This is a genomic window from Cecembia calidifontis, assembly GCF_004216715.1.
GTDB lineage: Bacteria > Bacteroidota > Bacteroidia > Cytophagales > Cyclobacteriaceae > Cecembia_A > Cecembia_A calidifontis.
Genome location: NZ_SGXG01000001.1, coordinates 1,947,621 through 1,964,843 on the forward strand (window position 1 = coordinate 1,947,621; position 17,223 = coordinate 1,964,843).

14 protein-coding genes and 1 pseudogene are annotated in these 17,223 nt (G+C 40.5%); 6 read left to right on the plus strand and 9 right to left on the minus strand.

The genetic code is table 11. From position 1 onward, the window contains the following. Positions 1-22: 22 nt before the first annotated feature. The gene (locus BC751_RS08565; RefSeq protein WP_130275183.1) at positions 23-769 is read left to right on the plus strand and encodes a hypothetical protein; all 747 of its coding nucleotides are present in this window, start codon (positions 23-25) and stop codon (positions 767-769) included. 2 nt (positions 770-771) lie between these two features. Here the strand turns inward: BC751_RS08565 and BC751_RS08570 are convergent, their stop codons facing one another. Further along, complete coding sequence (locus BC751_RS08570) at positions 772-1,953, minus strand: IS4 family transposase (protein ID WP_130273808.1); 1,182 nt, start codon at positions 1,951-1,953, stop codon at positions 772-774. A 94-nt stretch (positions 1,954-2,047) separates the two neighbouring features. Here BC751_RS08570 and BC751_RS08575 point away from each other — a divergent pair, with 94 nt between their 5' ends. Further along, on the plus strand, positions 2,048-2,761 hold the full coding sequence (locus BC751_RS08575) for a hypothetical protein (protein WP_130275184.1): 714 nt from the start codon (positions 2,048-2,050) through the stop codon (positions 2,759-2,761). 51 nt (positions 2,762-2,812) lie between these two features. On the opposite strand, the gene BC751_RS08580 is transcribed toward BC751_RS08575, so the two are convergent. Continuing rightward, entirely contained in the window at positions 2,813-4,093 is a 1,281-nt protein-coding gene (locus tag BC751_RS08580) for a serpin family protein (RefSeq protein ID WP_130275185.1), read from the minus strand. A gap of 215 nt (positions 4,094-4,308) precedes the next feature. Here BC751_RS08580 and BC751_RS08585 point away from each other — a divergent pair, with 215 nt between their 5' ends. After that, the gene (locus tag BC751_RS08585; RefSeq protein WP_130275186.1) at positions 4,309-4,983 is read left to right on the plus strand and encodes a hypothetical protein; all 675 of its coding nucleotides are present in this window, start codon (positions 4,309-4,311) and stop codon (positions 4,981-4,983) included. 52 nt (positions 4,984-5,035) lie between these two features. On the opposite strand, the gene BC751_RS08590 is transcribed toward BC751_RS08585, so the two are convergent. The 4 genes from BC751_RS08590 to BC751_RS08605 all read right to left on the minus strand — a co-directional run bounded on the left by BC751_RS08590 (position 5,036) and on the right by BC751_RS08605 (position 9,758). Then, entirely contained in the window at positions 5,036-7,471 is a 2,436-nt protein-coding gene (locus BC751_RS08590) for an OmpA family protein (protein ID WP_130275187.1), read from the minus strand. A gap of 2 nt (positions 7,472-7,473) precedes the next feature. Beyond that, positions 7,474-8,655: a hypothetical protein gene (locus BC751_RS08595; RefSeq protein ID WP_130275188.1), complete on the minus strand. Its 1,182-nt coding sequence runs from the start codon at positions 8,653-8,655 to the stop codon at positions 7,474-7,476. 102 nt (positions 8,656-8,757) lie between these two features. Further along, on the minus strand, positions 8,758-9,063 hold the full coding sequence (locus BC751_RS08600; RefSeq protein ID WP_130275189.1) for a thiamine-binding protein: 306 nt from the start codon (positions 9,061-9,063) through the stop codon (positions 8,758-8,760). Between the two features lie 41 nt (positions 9,064-9,104). Beyond that, on the minus strand, positions 9,105-9,758 hold the full coding sequence (locus BC751_RS08605; RefSeq protein WP_130275190.1) for a GDSL-type esterase/lipase family protein: 654 nt from the start codon (positions 9,756-9,758) through the stop codon (positions 9,105-9,107). A gap of 270 nt (positions 9,759-10,028) precedes the next feature. Between BC751_RS08605 and BC751_RS08610 the strand changes: the two genes are divergently transcribed. Further along, positions 10,029-11,060, plus strand: coding sequence for a DUF4407 domain-containing protein (locus BC751_RS08610; protein ID WP_130275191.1), 1,032 nt, complete (start codon positions 10,029-10,031; stop codon positions 11,058-11,060). 46 nt (positions 11,061-11,106) lie between these two features. Here BC751_RS08610 and BC751_RS08615 read toward each other — a convergent pair whose 3' ends face one another. Then, positions 11,107-11,838 (minus strand): VIT1/CCC1 transporter family protein, encoded by a 732-nt coding sequence (locus BC751_RS08615; RefSeq protein ID WP_130275192.1) that lies wholly within the window; start codon positions 11,836-11,838, stop codon positions 11,107-11,109. Beyond that, positions 11,838-13,001: a dipeptidase gene (locus tag BC751_RS08620; RefSeq protein WP_130275193.1), complete on the minus strand. Its 1,164-nt coding sequence runs from the start codon at positions 12,999-13,001 to the stop codon at positions 11,838-11,840. The genes BC751_RS08615 and BC751_RS08620 overlap by 1 nt, the downstream gene beginning before the upstream one ends. Positions 13,002-13,530: 529 nt before the next feature. Between BC751_RS08620 and BC751_RS08625 the strand changes: the two are divergent. Beyond that, positions 13,531-15,042: pseudogene (locus BC751_RS08625) on the plus strand (IS1634 family transposase). Between the two features lie 379 nt (positions 15,043-15,421). Here the strand turns inward: BC751_RS08625 and BC751_RS08630 are convergent. Further along, on the minus strand, positions 15,422-16,339 hold the full coding sequence (locus tag BC751_RS08630) for a sugar phosphate isomerase/epimerase family protein (RefSeq protein WP_130275194.1): 918 nt from the start codon (positions 16,337-16,339) through the stop codon (positions 15,422-15,424). A 121-nt stretch (positions 16,340-16,460) separates the two neighbouring features. Between BC751_RS08630 and BC751_RS08635 the strand changes: the two genes are divergently transcribed. After that, positions 16,461-17,219: an LOG family protein gene (locus BC751_RS08635; RefSeq protein ID WP_130275195.1), complete on the plus strand. Its 759-nt coding sequence runs from the start codon at positions 16,461-16,463 to the stop codon at positions 17,217-17,219. Positions 17,220-17,223: the final 4 nt, after the last annotated feature.

Consider the following 17,223-nt stretch of genomic DNA (forward strand, 5'->3'; position numbering starts at 1 on the left):
CTGGGCTGTCCTTTTTAGCGCTATGGCTCAGCGTAATTTTCATATAGAAATATCAGGAGGTCCATCCCGTTCCTTTTTAAGTTATGAGAATTCTGCTTTTGAACCCTATTTCAGGTCTAACACCAAATGGGCCTGGCAGGGGAGTTTGAGAGGGTTTTATGAATTGGGGAATGATTTAGAGCTAGGGGTTCAGTTCGATTTGGTAAAGAGAAACCATTGGAGGACATTTTTGTATGATACAGTAAGTTCATTGTCCTTTCTGGGAGACAATGTTTTTCAAATGGGATTTGTCTTACGAAAAACCTATTTTAAACCAAATCAGACTGGGTTTTTCTGGCAGCTTGGGTCAAGTTTAATTTTTCCTCCGCCAGCTTTTAACCCCACTGTTACCGAGGATCCAATAGATGGATTAGAAACCGGAATGGTCATAAATACTTTAGGTTTGGGGTTAAACGCTGAAGTTGGATATAAAATACTAAACCGAAAAGAAAATTACTTCACCGCCGGGCTTCGCTATCAGCAGGGATTATATAATTTCCAGCAATTGAATGCTCCAATATTTGGCTTAGACGGAAGGCCAGGGGTGCATCAGGTTACATCTAAGGGGTCTTTTGCTTCTGCTTTTTTAGGCTATGGAATCAATACTTCCAATTGGAGTAGGCATAAAAGAAAAATTCCCAAGCGCTATTATAACCAAAACAAAATCAATGCTGTCCTAAATAATTTACAAGACAGATGTTTAGCTGTGTTTCTGCAATTTCTATTGTGATTTTATCTGTAATCCGGAAATAGAACCCCCTGTTGGCTTTTTTGAGGAGGTTTTTCATGGTCTTCAAAGGGTTTGTCCAGCCACTTTTGCAGCTCTATTTTAACGAATATGTTCAGTCTGATAAATGCAACCAGATTGGACAGATGCCATCCGAATTTAGCGGTTGCCTTCATCACTTTTAGGAGCAGAATGGTGATCAGCGCGGTCCATATCTGGATCATCACGGCATTTTTCGATGTTCCGATAAAGGTTTTGATATGGAGTAACTGCTTGATGTCCCTGAAGAAGATCTCAATCTCCCATCGGCACCGGTAAAGATCACCGATTGTCTTTGCTGACCATTTGAAGTTATTGGTAATCAGTTCGACGGTCTGTCGGTTTTTTTCGTCCCATACAGCCACTCTTCTGAGTTTTCCGGGGTACTTCACTTTTGACTGCGGGTTTACCAGTTCAATTTCTTCGTCTATCAGTACTTCCTGTGCAGTATTTTCAGGGAGTCGACGTTCATTGATTGTGCTGAACTTAAGGTTATCCTTGTGCCTTATGACGAAAAAGACCCCCTTGCTGTCCCAAATGTTGAGCATCGGAAAGTCATTGTAATAGCGGTCCGCCACTATAACGGATCCTTTCTCCAAAGGAATATCATAAGCGCCTTTATTGTCTGCCATACTTCCTTCTGTAATATTCACATAAACAGGGAGTTTCCCGTCATAGTCCAGAAGCGTATGCATCTTTACAGCACCCTTTTTGGTCCTGAAGGTTGCCCAGTCAAACATCGAAAGGCAAAGACTTACCACCGTGGAGTCGAGCAGATAGACGGGAGCCTTGATCCGTAGTTTTACCCTGCTCAGGGACGCCTGCTGTCCTAAATGCTTCAGAAGCCCGTAATACAGCTCCTTGAACAGGTCAGAGTCCCTGCGCTTGTTCTGATAACTGATACTGGACTTGGATGGTGCCTTGGCAATCCCCAGATGGTTGAGGTTCCCCGTGGCCGAACGCAGGCCGTTTGAAATATCCCTTACAGAAGTACTTTTGGCAAAATGGCAAAAAAGCATGGAAACCAAATGCGTCCAGCTGTCAAAGCCTTTGCAGCCCTTGTCCGTTTGCTTCTCTTCAACCAGTTTCTTGAAAATTGAACGCTCGATTTTTTTAATAATCTGAGAAAACAATGTAATATTACTCATGGGAGGTTTATGTTTTTTGGTGCAAACCCAAAATAGCTATTTTGGGCAAAAAACCAGACCTCTCATATTTTATTTAGGACGGTATTGAAACAAAATGATCAAAAATGACCTGTCCAATGCAGATGGTTTTTACCTGATGGCTTATGGAGGCTTTAGAATAAAGCAGCCGACAACTCCCGAACAGGATATTTATTTTAACAGTAGTGGCCAATTTAGCCTTGTATTTGGATACAAGTGGAACAATTACTCCTTAGAAGCTGGTTATGGTCAGTTTTCAGCAGGGAATCCTATTGCTATAGACCATGGTAGTTTTGTTTGGAATGAATGGATTGTTTATGGAATCAATACCCCTCATGTTCCCATTACCTTTAAATACGATATACCGCTCTCAGATTGGAAAACTGTGCGATTTGGTCCTAGTTTTGGGACTTCTGTTCTGCTAAGTGACAACACCCTAACGAGGGATTTTACCTTTAGGTCTAACGGTAGTGTGATTTTTAATGATCAAACCCAAATTGGTGTTGCCGGGGTTGTTAAAAGTATTCCAATTGAAATTCGAAAGCATTTTTTGTTCAATGCTGGCATGCATTTAGAATTCCAGGTTTTCAATTCCAGCTTTATGAGTTTGAATGTTACCAGGAATTTTGGATCACCGGTAATCAGTAACATTTCGGTTGATTACCTTATTGAAGGAATAAATTATCAATTCAATCAGGAAGCCACACTAAATGGTTTTAGATTTGATTTCGGCTGGAAGTTGCCTTTGAATATTTTGGATAAGCAGAAAAAGATGGCCATGTTAAAATAAGATGGTTCAAGTTGCGGTCAGCAGGATATCCCAAGCCATTCCAATAGATTACTATTCAATAGGATTCTCTAATTTGCCCATAAACAAGATAGCACCGCTGTGTTTTTCTTGGATAAAAAAGATAAAGGGCCTATCCAATGTTAAAACAACAGGTTCTGATGGACCCATATTTATTCTCTCCACGATTTCTACAATTGTGGCGGCAGCTGCTTCAGTACCCTTTTCATCCACCTCGATCAAAGCCTCATGGATCACCCTATTGATTTTAAGATAATTAGTTGGGTTGGAAAAAAGTTTGGTGAAATTATCAGGGTGGTAATCAAATGGTTTTTCCAGTCCTAAAGCCATAAGGTCTTCTGCCATATTGGGTATTCTGTACTGAATTTTGAATTTGGGCATTTTCAAAATTAAATTGATATCCCTTGCATCTTTTTTCCATTTCTCCAGGTTTTCTAAGGTCAAATAAGAAGCTAATGCTGCCGTATTTCCTTCTTGTCCAATCAGTACACCCATGTTGTACTGGCCTGAACTGTAAGGGATTTCTAGGTAGCCATAATCTGCCGTGCCATAAGATCTGAATCCAGCTGCTTTGCCAAGATCCATCATGTCAACCATCACTTCCTGGCCATTGTACGGAAAGAATTTTTCTTTTTTGGTGTTTGCTTTCGGGAAATTGTATGTCCAATCCGCCTTGAAGTAAATGGCATTGACCAGGTACATCACTGCATTTTCAGGGATATTGTCGAGCATATCTCTGATGAGATTGTTGGTTTGCCGGGCAATCCAATTGTTAATGACATTGACAGCATTTGGGTTGCCCATATCCAGTGCAGCAACCTCTGCATGGTAATACCTTTGGGCAATTTCTTTGAATGGAGCGTAGACTTGATAACCTTGTTTGTACCAGATCGCATTGGCTATGGCCAATTTTACTTTGGGGTCCAATTGCAATAAAAACTCGGTCAGTTCTTTGGAACCTTGGTTGGCCTCATCCAGGCTAAGTCCTTGGTATCTTAAAACATTTTTAAATTCCTCCAAGATCTCTCCTTGGCTTCCGTTCATGGTCATAGACAAGGCCTGATGGATACTGAATGGGCTGAAAAAAAGGTTTTTCTCTGATTCCTTGTTTCCGATCTGCTGAAAAAGGTCGATGGCAAATTTGGTGCTTGATTGCGAAAGCCTTTCCTCTGTTGCACTGAGTGCTCTCAAATTGGGCTCTACCCGGCCGGTGAGCGGATCTTCACTGGGAAGGCAGCCAGCTGTTATGATTAGAAAGAATAGAAATCCCAATATTTTTTTCCCAGATGCTTTGATGGTGATTAAGGCTTTCATGGTCATTTTTTTTATATAAGACGCTGAAACTATGTGAACTGCTACAATACTGCTGAGAAAAAATTGATTGACATGCTTGATTTTGTATTCAGGTTGAAAATAAAGTATGCTTTAATTTACATTTTTTAACTAAGGGATTAACATTTGTTAAGTTGTATCGAAAGGCTTAATAATTCAAAATTTTTCATATTTGTACAGCTAACCTCATTTATATCATGAAAAATTTTCACATCTGTATCTTATTTGTTTTGGGTTTTATTGGTTCAACTGAGCTTTACGCACAGGGCAAATTCAATTTGGAGTTGTATGGAGGAGGGAATCAATCATTTTTTGAAGCTGAAAAATTAACCACTGATCCATCGGCGACTATTCAGTCTCCTTTGGATTTTCATTTGGGGGTCAATTTTTTGACAAGAATGGCAGCACGGTGGCAGTTAAGCGTTCAAGCTGAGTGGCTAAGGGTTCCTTTTTCGGAAAATTATCCAGAAGGATCTGGATTCGGTAAGTCCATAATAGGGGAAGAATATGGGGTTTATGCACTTGGTGCCCGGTACAATTGGGATAAAGGGGAATATGGATTCTTTATACAGCCTTCGATAGGTGTAGCTACCAACCGATATTTTGACACCCATCAAGGCGCACAATCAGCTGAGAACCAGAAATTGGCTCTAAGCCCTGTTTTTAGGACAGAGGCAGGGATAAAGTTGTACAATAAACGCAACAATTATTTTGTTTTTGGTGTAAGACAACAGTTTGGGGTTTCAAACTTATATCGGGAAAAATGGGAAGGGAGCAATTTCAACGTGAATAACAGAGGTTCATACCTTGGACTATTTATGGGTTATGGGATCAATTTTGATAATTGGTCAAAAAGAAAGCATATCCAATAACCTGAAGAGCACAAATAATTTGGGGTGGAAGGATGGGTAAGCTGAATTCATCTTATGGGAGATTTGTTGGTTCGACCCTGGCTTCTACCCGCCGATCCTGATCATTGGAAACCCTTTGTGTCCCGCGGATAACCTGGCCTCCTTGCTCAAACCGTATTTGTGAAGCTTCCAGTCCATAGTTTTCCTTTAAAGCTTTGCCCACAGCCTGCATGCGGTCATCAGCAAGTTTGAGGTTGTAATTGATATTTCCGGTATTGTCTGCAAAGCCGGAAAGCACGATTTGAAAACCCTCATTTTCTTTTACAAAATCCACCAAGCTTGCTAATTTTCTTAATTCTACCTCATCAGGTTCCCGTTGATTGGTTTGGAAAAAGACCATTATTTTAGGTGGCAGTAGTTGAATACCCTCTTGTCTGCCCAAAGTAAATTGATTGACCAGCGTATCTTCTCTGCTTGGTGTTTGGACAAGATTATCCGGTGAGCTGTTCCGGAAAATAGCACCCAGGTCAATTCTGCTAAGGCTGTCAGCCAGATTAGTATTAAGGGAAAATCTTTCTGGTATGATCAGTTCCTCATTACCCCTTACCACAAATGGCGTGTCGTCAACTTTTTTTGGATTGGAGTCTTCATTATCTATAACAGCTGCAGCTACAACAGCTCCTCCGGCTGCACCAAATGGCCACCACCATCGCTTTCTACCTTGATTTTGCGATTGGTTTTCCACGACCATCCGGTCATTGCGCATTCCCCTGTCGATAACAACTAGCCTATCAGGTCTAGTGTTGTTTCTTGATCTATCCTGACGAAGATATGATTGATTGATCAGGAGCTGGTCCCTTTGATACCTCAGGTATTGGTTTTCTTGTTGCAACCTTCTCATTTCTTCCGTGTTGCTGCCCTCTCTTTGAAAATTCGCATCGGTTCTCCTTTCCTCTCTTGGTTCTGTTGCGCTTCTTTGAACCTGGGAAACTCCCCTTCTTTCTTCTGCGCCAGCGTAAGTTGGTCCTTCAGAAGTATTTATTGATCTTTTGGCTTGGCCCTGACCCATAGGTCTGTTATCAGCATATTCAGAATAAGTTGAATCCTTTGCTGTTGCAAAAAACTGACCGGTCAGTAAGTGGTAATTGGATTTCAATCGGCCAATGCTGTCAATTTCGGTTTTGAATTCCTTTTCTCTTCTGCTGATGGAATCGAGACTATAGCGCAGGTTGTAATCACTGAACCGGTATGCTTTAAGCAAAGAATCTCTCAGGCTTTCTTCCAAGTGCTTGTTCATTTGAAGATCATCCATTTGATTCTGGAAGGTTTTTGAAATATCCAATAAGGTTTTCCTTCGGTTGTCAATTGCTCTAAGTTTGTTTTCTCTTTTATTGATTTCAGAATCCCAGATCAAAACTTGTGTACGGTAAGAAATGCTGTCAGCCTTCCTGTTTAACCAGGTTTGCTGATTTTCCAGAATGGTTAAACGTTCCTCGATATTAATAGCTCCTTTATTCTCAATTACTTGTTGCTCATTTGGAGGGGATGGAAAAGTAAGTGGACTGGAATTTTGCGCTTGATGGGGGAATGTGCTTATCCTTGGCGCTTGGAAGGCACGCTTGCTAATTCCAAAGTTAAACCTGATACCTACCCCATGATAGAGGATCCAGTCATTCCTTAAATTGGGGTTTCCCCGAAAAGGATTATTGGGGTCAACTGTATTGGTTCCCGGCCTGGAAGCATAAGCCTGAAAGTCATTGTCATATGAAGTCCGGTACTTGCCACTTACATCATCCAAGTAATCCGAAAAACTATAAATCAGGTCTGTTTGCGCAAAAAGTTCTAATCTCGGACCCAGTTTTATTCTAAATCCCAATCCAAGATTGGTGTAGGGCGTTCTTAAATCATAGCCATTTTCGGTCACTAAAGCATGAAGGTCTGTTTCATAAATGCCATTGTGAATGATTTGATTAGAGTTATGATTGTATCGCTGTCCCTGGTCATTCAGAAGATCACCTCTGACCTGAAAATCTAAGATTCCAAAACCAATTGTAAAGTAAGGTGCAATTAAAGACCTTGAAGGAAGAAACTTGTCATTGTCTGATTTAATGACAAAAGAAAATCCAAGATCACGGGTGTTGTTCTGGAAATTCAACCCTCTCGCAAAATTAGGGGCTTCTGTCCAAAGTGTTCCATCCCTTCTGACATACCTGTCGCTCATGGCAAATTGATATTGACCATAGCTTAACATCAATCCAATCGTAGGGCTTAACTGTCGCTCAAGACTGACTTTGAAAGAAGGTCTGTCAAAATAGTTTTCGTTAAAATACAGTAAATGATGGATGGCGTCCCAATTGGAAATACCACGCACGGTATGCGGGCTCAGATCCCCATAATAATTGGTGTAGCCTCCACTAAGGCCCAATCTCCATTTAAAGTCTTTTTGCTGAGCAGTAGAAGCAAGTTGAATCAAAAAATACAGGAAAAGAAAAGTCAGCATCCGGCGCATCCTTACCTCCTTTCTTTAAGCCCCAACCATAAATTGAACTCCAGACTAATTCCAGCAAAAGGCTGGATGAAAGTATTGGAGCTGCTGATGTTATTGGCCGGTTCAACATTTAACATCACCGCACCTACATTCAATCTAAACACTTGGAACATTTTATACCCAAGCCCGGCATAGATGGGCAGACCTATCAAATCACCCGTTACACGGTCTCCCTGGCTGCTTTCAAAATTGGTCAAAAAGATCCCTGTGGAAAAAGATGCATTTCCGAGAAATTTCGTGAAGGCCTTGTTGCCCAAGGGGAGGGACAGTCCTACATAAGGACCGTGGAGGTACTCTGTAGTTGGGAGTTCTCTTTTCAAGGGGATAGTGGCATACCCAATATTGAGGGGAAGAACATTTGCCCTTTTTTCAGTGGGGTAGTTGGAAATGGTCCTGATGTCTACCAAGGCAAGAAGGCTTTTGTCCAGATATTGGCTACTTTCATTTTGCACCAATTGGATCAATTCCTGAATGTATTGCTCTGCATAGGCTGCTTTTGCATTGTCCTCTCTATTTCTTCCCAGGACATTGAAGCGGGCTCTTCTTAACTTCAAGCGCTCTTTTTGATCGAGTTTCTGCCGTACGATTTCGCTGAAACCCTGAAATTCCCGGCCTAAAAAGTGCTGATAGTCCCTTAGTCCATCATTTACAATTTGATTCATTTGGGACAAGAGTACAGGATCTGAATGGTTGGTTTTAATGCCATTGCTTTTGACTTCCATATTGGCCCTAATGTAGGCCTCAAGGTTTCGGTGTAGGGCAGTCATGACCTTTTGCATTTGTTGCTCCTCGGCCCTGCCATAAAAAAAGAATTCGAAATCATAGCGTTCATTATTTCTCAGAGGATTGGAAATAAAGAGTTCATATTCACTAACCTCAAAATCAAAAGGTTTCTTCCATTCGTAAAAAATAGCCCGGTTTTCATTTTTTCCGGCACGATTGACGGATACTTTGACCATCTCAATTCCAGATGGAAGTCTACCTTTTACGAAAAATGGTTCTTCAGAGGGAATAGGGTTACTATTATTCAATTCATTGGCCAGTACATTGTAATAAATTGATTTGATTTGCCCGAAACTCAAAAGGGGTAAAATGGACAAGAAAATAAGCAGAAGGGATTGGTAATGATATTTGTACTTAAGCATAAAAAGACTGGTTTTTAGGTATATTTGATACAAAATGAACCTCTTGACTATAAATTAATAAAAAAATGACGGGATTTGTTTCATTTTAATGCTTCTTCTTGCTCAAATTGATTTAAACTTATCCGTCTTTTCCCCTATGGTTACATCTTCATTTTTCCTTACCTGTATGCGGTAATAGACCAGCACTTCGTCCGCACCTGCATCCATGACGGCCTGCTGGGCCTGTTGTGCAATAGCCATCAATTCTTCCTGCGTTCCCTCCATAACGGTCTCAAACGGTGTAACCACGTGTTTGATCCCTGAATTTCGGATCACTTCTATTGCTTTATCTACCAGGGCGTAACTGTCCAAGGTTTTGCTTTTTGGGACGATCTGGATACCGAGATTGATTAGATTTGCTCTTGACATAATTTTTAATTTGAGGATGGTGTGATGGTTAGCTTGGCTGGTTATTTCATGTGAGGCTTAATAGCCTTTTTCCAGATTTTGTAGCCTTTGTCGTTCATATGGAGATTGTCTTCCACAAAAAGTTTGGGATTGGGATTTCCTGCCTTGTCCAACATAGGTGTCCAGACATCAATGAAGGTGACCTGGTCTTGGGAAGCACAGAATTGTTGCATTTCCTGCTTCAATTGCAAATAAGCCCCTTTCAATTCCCATCTGGAGGGGCTGGGTTTGGCACTGATGATATAGAATTTGGCATCTGGAAGGCTTTCCATTACTTTGGAGATGATCTCAAAATGTTCTTCGATTATTTGCCGACTTGATTTTCCCGCATGGATGTCATTGTCGCCTTCATATATAAAAACCTTTGACGGGGAATATTGGATCACTAAATCATCAATAAATTCCAATAAGTGATGGGTTTGAGAACCTCCGAAGCCGGTATTAATAATTGAATTTCTAGGAAAGTCCTTTTCTAAAGTTTTCCAAAGGCGGATGCTTGAACTGCCCGTAAAAACAATGCCTCCTTTCTGCCAAGGTAACTGTCGGTATTTTTCATTCAGCTCCCTGACTTCTTTTTCATAGGGCCTCGATTGGGAAAATACAGGAAACGCTAACCCTGTCTGTATAATTAAAAACAGGAATACTAATTTTCTCATGGTCAGATTTATTTTTTCTAAAATTAAGTCAAAAATGCCCTGCCTCAAAACCGTACACAGAATGTCCGTTTTTGGTTTTTTAACGCATTGTTGGCTACAATCTTTTTTTAGATATCAAATTGAGTTGTTTCAAATGCTCCGCTTAAAACCCCGTCAATTTTTTTTATTGCTGTGTTTTGGTTGCAGTTGAAAAGATTTTTGTCAAAACACAGATGGTTCTGTTTTTCTAGTTCGTTTTTTGTTGGCCAACTGATTAGAAATTCCATAGCTATGCAAATCCATACAATCACCCGTTTCTTCTGGTTTTGTTCAGGAGCCCATGTGCCCTTATTGAAGCGTTTACCTACTGAGACCAATAAATATGTTGGAATAGGAGGAACAGTATTTTTTACCGGCCTTTTTGCGTCCCTGGCAGCAGGATATGCCCTTTATACAGTTTTTGACTCCTTGCTTATTGCCTCCATTTTTGGCTTGGTCTGGGGTTTGATGATTTTTAACCTCGACAGGTTTATAGTTTCCAGTATGAGGAAAAGAAACAAAGCTTGGAGCGAATGGAAAATGGCATTTCCAAGGTTGGTCTTTGCGGTGCTATTGGCCATTGTAATTTCAAGGCCTTTGGAGTTGAAGATTTTTGAGAAGGAGATCAACCGCAAACTGGATGAGAAAAAAATGGAAATGATAGCCCAAAGTAAATTGGCCATAGACAAAGGTTTTCCGGAGATCCAATCTTTGGAAGCAAAAAAGGATAGTATCCAAGCTGAAACTGAAAAAGCCATAGCCTTCAGGGATAAATTGCAACAGGAGTATGATTTTGAAAGATTCGGTACCAAAACAGATGGGACAAGCGGAATTGTAGGCTTGGGAAGCAATGCCCGAAAAAAAGAGCAGCAGCTTGATGCTGCCCAAAAGGAATTGGATGGCACCAGGTTATCCAACCAGGCAAGAATAGACACTTTAGAAGCAGAGATCAGCAGGTTAATGGCTTTCAGGGAAGCAGAATTTTTAAAAAGAGCTCCCCAAATTGAGAGCTTTGATGGTTTGGCCGCCTGTTTGGATTCACTATATGCATTGACTCAGGAAAGCGAGGCTATCAAATGGGCCAATTATTTTATTCTTTTACTCTTTATTGCCCTAGAGACTGCTCCCATTTTTGTCAAATTGATTTCACCAAGAGGACCTTATGATGAGGTTTTGGAACTCAGGGAGGAGAATGTGCAGGTCTATGTTAAGGAGCAATCTTTCAAAACCAAAAAGAGAAGTGAAAGAAACATCCAGCTTTTTGAATCAGAGGTTTTTTCCTGAAGGTGAGCAGAAGATTTCGAAGCGACTAACTTGATATTTGAATAATTTAAATTCCATTCACAATCAGGGATTCAAGAAAATCTCCCACATAGTATGCCACTAGGGCGGCAACGAATCCCAATATGAGGGTTTCCAATATACTTTTGAATGTATCCGTTTGGTTTACGAAGCTTTTGAGCCAACCCACAAAAACAAAGGCAAGGCCGGTAAAAAAGCTTGTCCAGAAAAATTTATCAAATGATACTTCCTGAAAGTAGTCATATACATAAATGATCAATGGTATAAACCCCACCGTTATAAATGAAATTAATGTGGCAAGGCCAATTTTGAGAGGACTCTTGTAGTCCGGGATCATTTCCAGTTCATTTTTCATCATTTCATCCACCCAACGGTCTTTATCGGAAACAATGACATCTACAATGTCCTGCAATAGTTTCCCTTCAAAACCTTTTGCGCGGTAAATGACTTCCACTTCTTTTCTTTCCATTTCCGGAACGGTTTCTATTTCCCAATATTCAATTTTGCGGTGTTTTCTATAATGTTCTTTTTCTGATTTGGCAGATAGATAGGCGCCTACAGACATGGAAAAACCATCTGCAAAAAGATTAGCGAATCCTAAAATGATAATGATTGCCGGTTCAAAATTGGCCCCTACTGCTCCTGCTACCACTGCAAAGGTGGTCACTGCACCATCAATGCCGCCGTAAACAAATTCCCTTAGATAATTTTGTGTATTTCCCCAAAGTGAATATACCTTATGAATCTGATTTTCTTCCATTATCCTAAATTTTCCAATAAAAATCTTTTGACATTCTCTCCCATGATGGCCCGTATTTCATCTGCAGTAAAGCCTTCTTGGAGCAAGGCCTCCACAATAATGGGAAGTCCTGTGATGTCAAAAGGAACCGCTACACTGCCATCATAATCTGAGCCTAATGCTACATGTTGTATGCCTACCAGGTTTTTCACCCTTTTCATACTGGCTACTATCCCTTTGATCTCATCGGGTCCTACGGCCATGTCAAAAAATGCAATACCAATAATACCTCCTTTTTCTGCCACTTTTCTGATCTGCTCATCACTCAGGTTTCGGGGAGAATTAAGGACCGCCCTGATTCCTGTATGGGAGACCATTATCGGTTTTTGTGATACATCCAGGATGTCGTCAAACATCTTGGGGGAGACATGGGCGAGATCGATGATCATGTTGAGTTCGTTCATCCTCCTAATGACTGCTTTTCCAAATTCTGTCAGACCATCTCCGCTTTCCCCATGTGCCGATCCGCCGAGTTCATTGTCAAAAAAGTGCACTGGGCCTATCAGTCTTACACCAGCTTCATAGACCCTTTCAAGATTTTGCATATTGCCTTCCAGGGCATGGGCTCCTTCAATGCCCAATAAACCGCCAATGACATTCCTGTCTGTTTTTCTGGCCTCAATAAGCTTCTCCAGGTCTGCTTTGGATTTGATCAATATGAAATCTTTTCCATAATTGTCGGCAAATTCCTGAAGTTTGGTAGATTGGTAAAGGGTGCGGTTGATCAAACTGAACCAGTTAGAAATAGGCCTTCCCTGCACGATATTCAGAAGGGTAATATTATCCTGTGTATCCGCTTTATTGAAGTCCATGTTTTGTCCTCTAGGGGATTTGGAGACAATGGTGAAAACCTGCATGGCGACATTGGCTTCCTGCATCCTAGGGAAGTCCACATGTCCGTAATAGGCTCTTTCAGTAAGGTTTCTTCCCCACAAAAGCGCATCACAATGGAGATCCGCGACAAAGTCAAAAGATTGATAGAGCTCCAAAGCCTGTTGGGACACCTTATAGGGTGCTTGTTCTTTGACTGGATTACTTCCTTTTTCTATGATGGTTGGGACAGTCATTGTTCCCAGCCAGTAAAGAAAAAAGAGTACGACCAGGAGGATAATAAATTTCTTCATAACAGTGGGTTTTGCTAACAATTTAATCAAAAAAGTGCAATGAATTTAGGGGGCAAAACGCTTAATCGTTCTATCCTGTAAATTTTTCTCTTGAGGCTTAAGATAGTCGCATGTTGAATGGTCAATTTTGTAATCTGGGATGAGGATCTGTGATATTTCTATTCTCAAGTTACTCTAATCCTTCTTGGCAAATTATTCGTAAAGAGAGGAATGATTAGGCAAATTAATATTTGCCGTTGGAAAAAAATCCTAAAAATTTTTTATAAGTTTTATGGTGATTTCGTTGATATTTTTTAAGTTTAAAAAATTTTGGTAGTGAAAAAACGCAAAAAGCGTCAGAATTCCCAAAGTTTATACGGCTGTAGTCAGTTACAAATAAACCCACATTTGGAGTCTTTTACGAAGACTCCTTTTTCCTGACTTCGACAGTCGTCAGTCCCATTTTTACATAAAGTATTGAAATATAGATCATTATAATTTTCAGATTCTCAATTTGGGTGTCCCGGGGTGGTTTTTTGTACTTTTAGGCATGTTTGTTCGGAGAAAACCCAATAAAAGTGGCAAGATCAGTGTTCAGGTAATTGAGAAGATCAAAGGTAAAAGCAAGGTTGTAAAAACGATCGGAAGCAGTTCTGATCGATCTGAGGTTGAAAGACTTTTTATTCTTGGGGAGGAATGGATAAAAAACCATAAAGGAGCACTTGAAATCCCCTTCAGTGATGAAGAACGGATTGCCGATTCTGTTCTGGAAAGTGTTGAAAACATCACTGTTTCAGGTACCGAGCTGCTTTTGGACAGGATTTTCAATGATATTGGGTTCAGCGCAATCCAAGATGATATCTTCAGGTGGCTGGTATATTCCAGGATCTGTTTTCCTGCCAGCAAGCTGAAAACCTGTGATTACCTGCTCACCTACCACGGCCTCGAATTCCAGGTTCAGGACCTTTACAGGTACATGGACAAGCTTTACAACAACTATAAGGAAACGGTCCAGCTGATCAGCTTTGAACATACCAAGAGAATACTCGGAGGGAGTATCAATATCGTTTTCTATGATGTTACTACGCTTTATTTTGAAGTGGATCATGAAGATGATCTTAGAAAGAGTGGTTTTTCCAAGGAGGGAAAGCATCAAAATCCACAGATTGTTTTGGGTCTGCTGGTTGGACTAGAGGGATATCCTCTGGCTTATGAGATTTTTGAGGGAAACAAGTTTGAAGGGCATACGATGATCCCTGTGATAGAAGCTTTTAGAAAGAAGTATAGCTTACCTGCTCCGATTGTTGTTGCCGATTCAGGTTTACTGTCAAAAAGCAATGTAAAAGAGTTACGGGACAACGGTTACGAGTTTATTCTGGGAGCAAGGCTGAAAGCTTCCCCTGATAAAAGTAAAGAGAGGATATTGGCTTTTGAACTTGAAAACGGCGAGAGCAGGCTGCTGGATTGGGAGGACGGGCTCAGAATGGTTGTCAGTTATTCAGACAGAAGAGCCAAAAAAGACAGGATCAACAGGGAGAAAGGTCTTAAAAAGCTCGAGAAACAGTTAAAATCAGGAAAGCTCAACAAAAGCCACATCAACAACAGGGGCTATAACAAGTATCTTAAAATGGAAGGGGAGGTAAAGATTGCCCTTGATATTGAAAAGTTTGAACAGGATGGGAAATGGGACGGTCTCAAAGGGTATATTACCAACACAAACCTTGACAAAGACGAGGTCATTGAGAATTACAACAACCTTTGGAAAATAGAAAAGGCCTTCAGGATAACCAAAAATGAAATCAAAGTCAGGCCTGTTTTCCATTATAAACAACGCAGGATCGAAGCACATATAAGCATCGCATTCGTCGCTTACAAAGTGTTTAAGGAACTGGAAAGGCAGTAATTGGAAAAAGGACCAAAACTTTCTCCTCAGAAAGCCATAGAAATAGCAAAAGGGATTTACACTGTTGAAATACAGCTCAAATCTTCAGGTAAAAAGCTGAGAAAGACCCTGCTTTTGAACGAAAGTCAACAAAAACTCGCAAAAATGTTCGGTTTTTGATTTTGGGTGTCCCAGTGTCGAAGTCAGGAGCGTCAGAATTCCCAAAGTTTATACGGCTGTAGTCAGTTACAAATAAACCCACATTTGGAGTCTTTTACGAAGACTCCTTTTTTTATACCCTTAATTTTAACCGTTATTTTTATGAAAGGTGTAAAAAACGGAAAACATGGTTAAGAAATTAACCGTTTTTTTCATAAATGTGTTTTTTTGTGTCTTGGATGTGGTTGTAGTGACCTGATTTTTCAAAACTGAAGAATTTTGTCCTGAAAAAGCGATGTTAAGTTTTTTATTCGATACAAAATTTCATGAATTACTCCAATATGTGATTTTTTAAGCCTTTTAAATTATCGTTTCAGACAAATAATTTTGGATTGACTCCTCAGGCTGATTGTTCAATTTTCTGGATGTAATCAGCCCCTTCTTTGTATTCTTCCTCTGAACTCAGGTGTTCCATCATTAATGGAATATCCGGATATCTTTTGAGTTCTTGTAAGAAAACTTTATAATCCATTTGTCCTCTTCCCGGAATAACCTCATCAAACTGTGGCATGTAGGTTTTTTCTTTTATTACCAGGTCTTTGGCATGACAGCTTTTGATGTAGGGGCCCAGCTTTTTGAAAGATTCTTTGATCAGTTCTCCATTATTAAAGAAAACGGCCGGGCTGACTACCATATTTACGGGGTCCAGATGGACTCCAAAGGCTTTTCTGTCAATGGCTTTAATTAACCTGAGGTAACTATCGGGGGATTCTGGGAAAATCCAAGGCATAGCTTCCAGGGTGAAAAAGGTACGCGTTGGCTGAACTTCGTCTATGATTTTCCGGGTCGTTTCTACAATTGCATCAAATGTTTCATTGGAAAAATTTTCAGGATGGGGTCCTGCCCAATTTTCCTTATTTTTTGATCCGGCAATGTTGACACAGCAGTTTGCCCCGATTTCATCCGCCAGCTGTAAGGATTTGGTACATTTTTCAAAGGCTTCAAAAGCTGTTTTGGGGTCTGGGCTAATGGGATTTGACCAAGCACCTACTTCTGCTATGATGATGTTGTGCTTTTTGGCGGCCAACTCATATTTTCTGATTTCTTCCAAACCAGCACCTATACTTAATGGACAATAAGCAGCCCTGTAGCCATAGGATTTAACGGCTAAGGCCCATTCTTCCGGCGATTGCGTTTTTCGGAAAATAGGCCCTCCTAATCTTAGTCTGCTTTCCTTTTCCATAAGGGGAATATGGCCCATATTCAAAGTGAACATGAAAGCCAAGGAGCTGGATTGGATGAATTCTCTTCTGTTCATGGCAGGGGATTATTGGAATAATTTAATTAAAAAGATCCGGTTCTGTATGCTGAACCTCCATAATTTGCCGTTTTATTTCCAAATCTCTTATTTTTATACCATCATTTTAATTTTATAAGTCATGCTTAAAGAAAAACCCAGATCATTTTCTCCCCTTGTCAATCCGGAAGAGGAGGCGTTTTTTGCCGGACCACAGACCAGATGGAAAGAATTTAAAATGGTGGTCAAAGTAATGATTGAATTTATCCGGGGATTCAGGATGTTGCATTTTATTGGACCTTGTGTGACTGTTTTCGGCTCTGCGAGATTTGAAGAAAAGGACCGCTTTTATCAGTTGGCCGTAAAAGTGGGAGAGAGGGTTAGTGAAATGGGGTTTGCTGTGATGACAGGTGGGGGTCCAGGGATTATGGAAGCAGCCAATAGGGGTGCGAAGAATGTGGGTGGTAAATCCATCGGTTGTAACATTATCCTGCCTTTTGAGCAGCGCCCCAACCCCTATTTGGATAAGTGGATGAATTTTAAATATTTTTTCGTGAGAAAAGTATTGTTGTCTAAGTATAGTTTTGCTTTTGTTGTTATGCCGGGGGGATTTGGTACTTTGGATGAATTTTTTGAGGCCTTAACTTTGATTCAGACAAGGGTAATGAAAAGATTTCCGATTGTCCTGATGTGCTCAGACTTTCATAAGCACCTTTATGAATATATCCAGCACCTTGCGGAATACGGGACTATCGACAAGAAGGATCTTGATCTGTTCCTACTGACAGATTCTGTTGATGAAATGGAGGAGCATATCCGAAAATTTGCTATCGAAGGTTATGGTTTAAAGAGAAGGACTGATATTGAACCCGAACCTATCTTGGCTGAGAATAGGATATGACCGT

Excerpts from the sequence above, each read along its gene's own strand:
- BC751_RS08565 (WP_130275183.1), top strand. The coding sequence starts at position 23 with ATGGCTCAGCGTAATTTTCATATAGAAATATCAGGAGGTCCATCCCGT.
- BC751_RS08570 (WP_130273808.1), bottom strand. The coding sequence starts at position 1,953 with ATGAGTAATATTACATTGTTTTCTCAGATTATTAAAAAAATCGAGCGT.
- BC751_RS08575 (WP_130275184.1), top strand. The coding sequence starts at position 2,048 with ATGATCAAAAATGACCTGTCCAATGCAGATGGTTTTTACCTGATGGCT.
- BC751_RS08580 (WP_130275185.1), bottom strand. The coding sequence starts at position 4,093 with ATGAAAGCCTTAATCACCATCAAAGCATCTGGGAAAAAAATATTGGGA.
- BC751_RS08585 (WP_130275186.1), top strand. The coding sequence starts at position 4,309 with ATGAAAAATTTTCACATCTGTATCTTATTTGTTTTGGGTTTTATTGGT.
- BC751_RS08590 (WP_130275187.1), bottom strand. The coding sequence starts at position 7,471 with ATGCGCCGGATGCTGACTTTTCTTTTCCTGTATTTTTTGATTCAACTT.
- BC751_RS08595 (WP_130275188.1), bottom strand. The coding sequence starts at position 8,655 with ATGCTTAAGTACAAATATCATTACCAATCCCTTCTGCTTATTTTCTTG.
- BC751_RS08600 (WP_130275189.1), bottom strand. The coding sequence starts at position 9,063 with ATGTCAAGAGCAAATCTAATCAATCTCGGTATCCAGATCGTCCCAAAA.
- BC751_RS08605 (WP_130275190.1), bottom strand. The coding sequence starts at position 9,758 with ATGAGAAAATTAGTATTCCTGTTTTTAATTATACAGACAGGGTTAGCG.
- BC751_RS08610 (WP_130275191.1), top strand. The coding sequence starts at position 10,029 with ATGCAAATCCATACAATCACCCGTTTCTTCTGGTTTTGTTCAGGAGCC.
- BC751_RS08615 (WP_130275192.1), bottom strand. The coding sequence starts at position 11,838 with ATGGAAGAAAATCAGATTCATAAGGTATATTCACTTTGGGGAAATACA.
- BC751_RS08620 (WP_130275193.1), bottom strand. The coding sequence starts at position 13,001 with ATGAAGAAATTTATTATCCTCCTGGTCGTACTCTTTTTTCTTTACTGG.
- BC751_RS08630 (WP_130275194.1), bottom strand. The coding sequence starts at position 16,339 with ATGAACAGAAGAGAATTCATCCAATCCAGCTCCTTGGCTTTCATGTTC.
- BC751_RS08635 (WP_130275195.1), top strand. The coding sequence starts at position 16,461 with ATGCTTAAAGAAAAACCCAGATCATTTTCTCCCCTTGTCAATCCGGAA.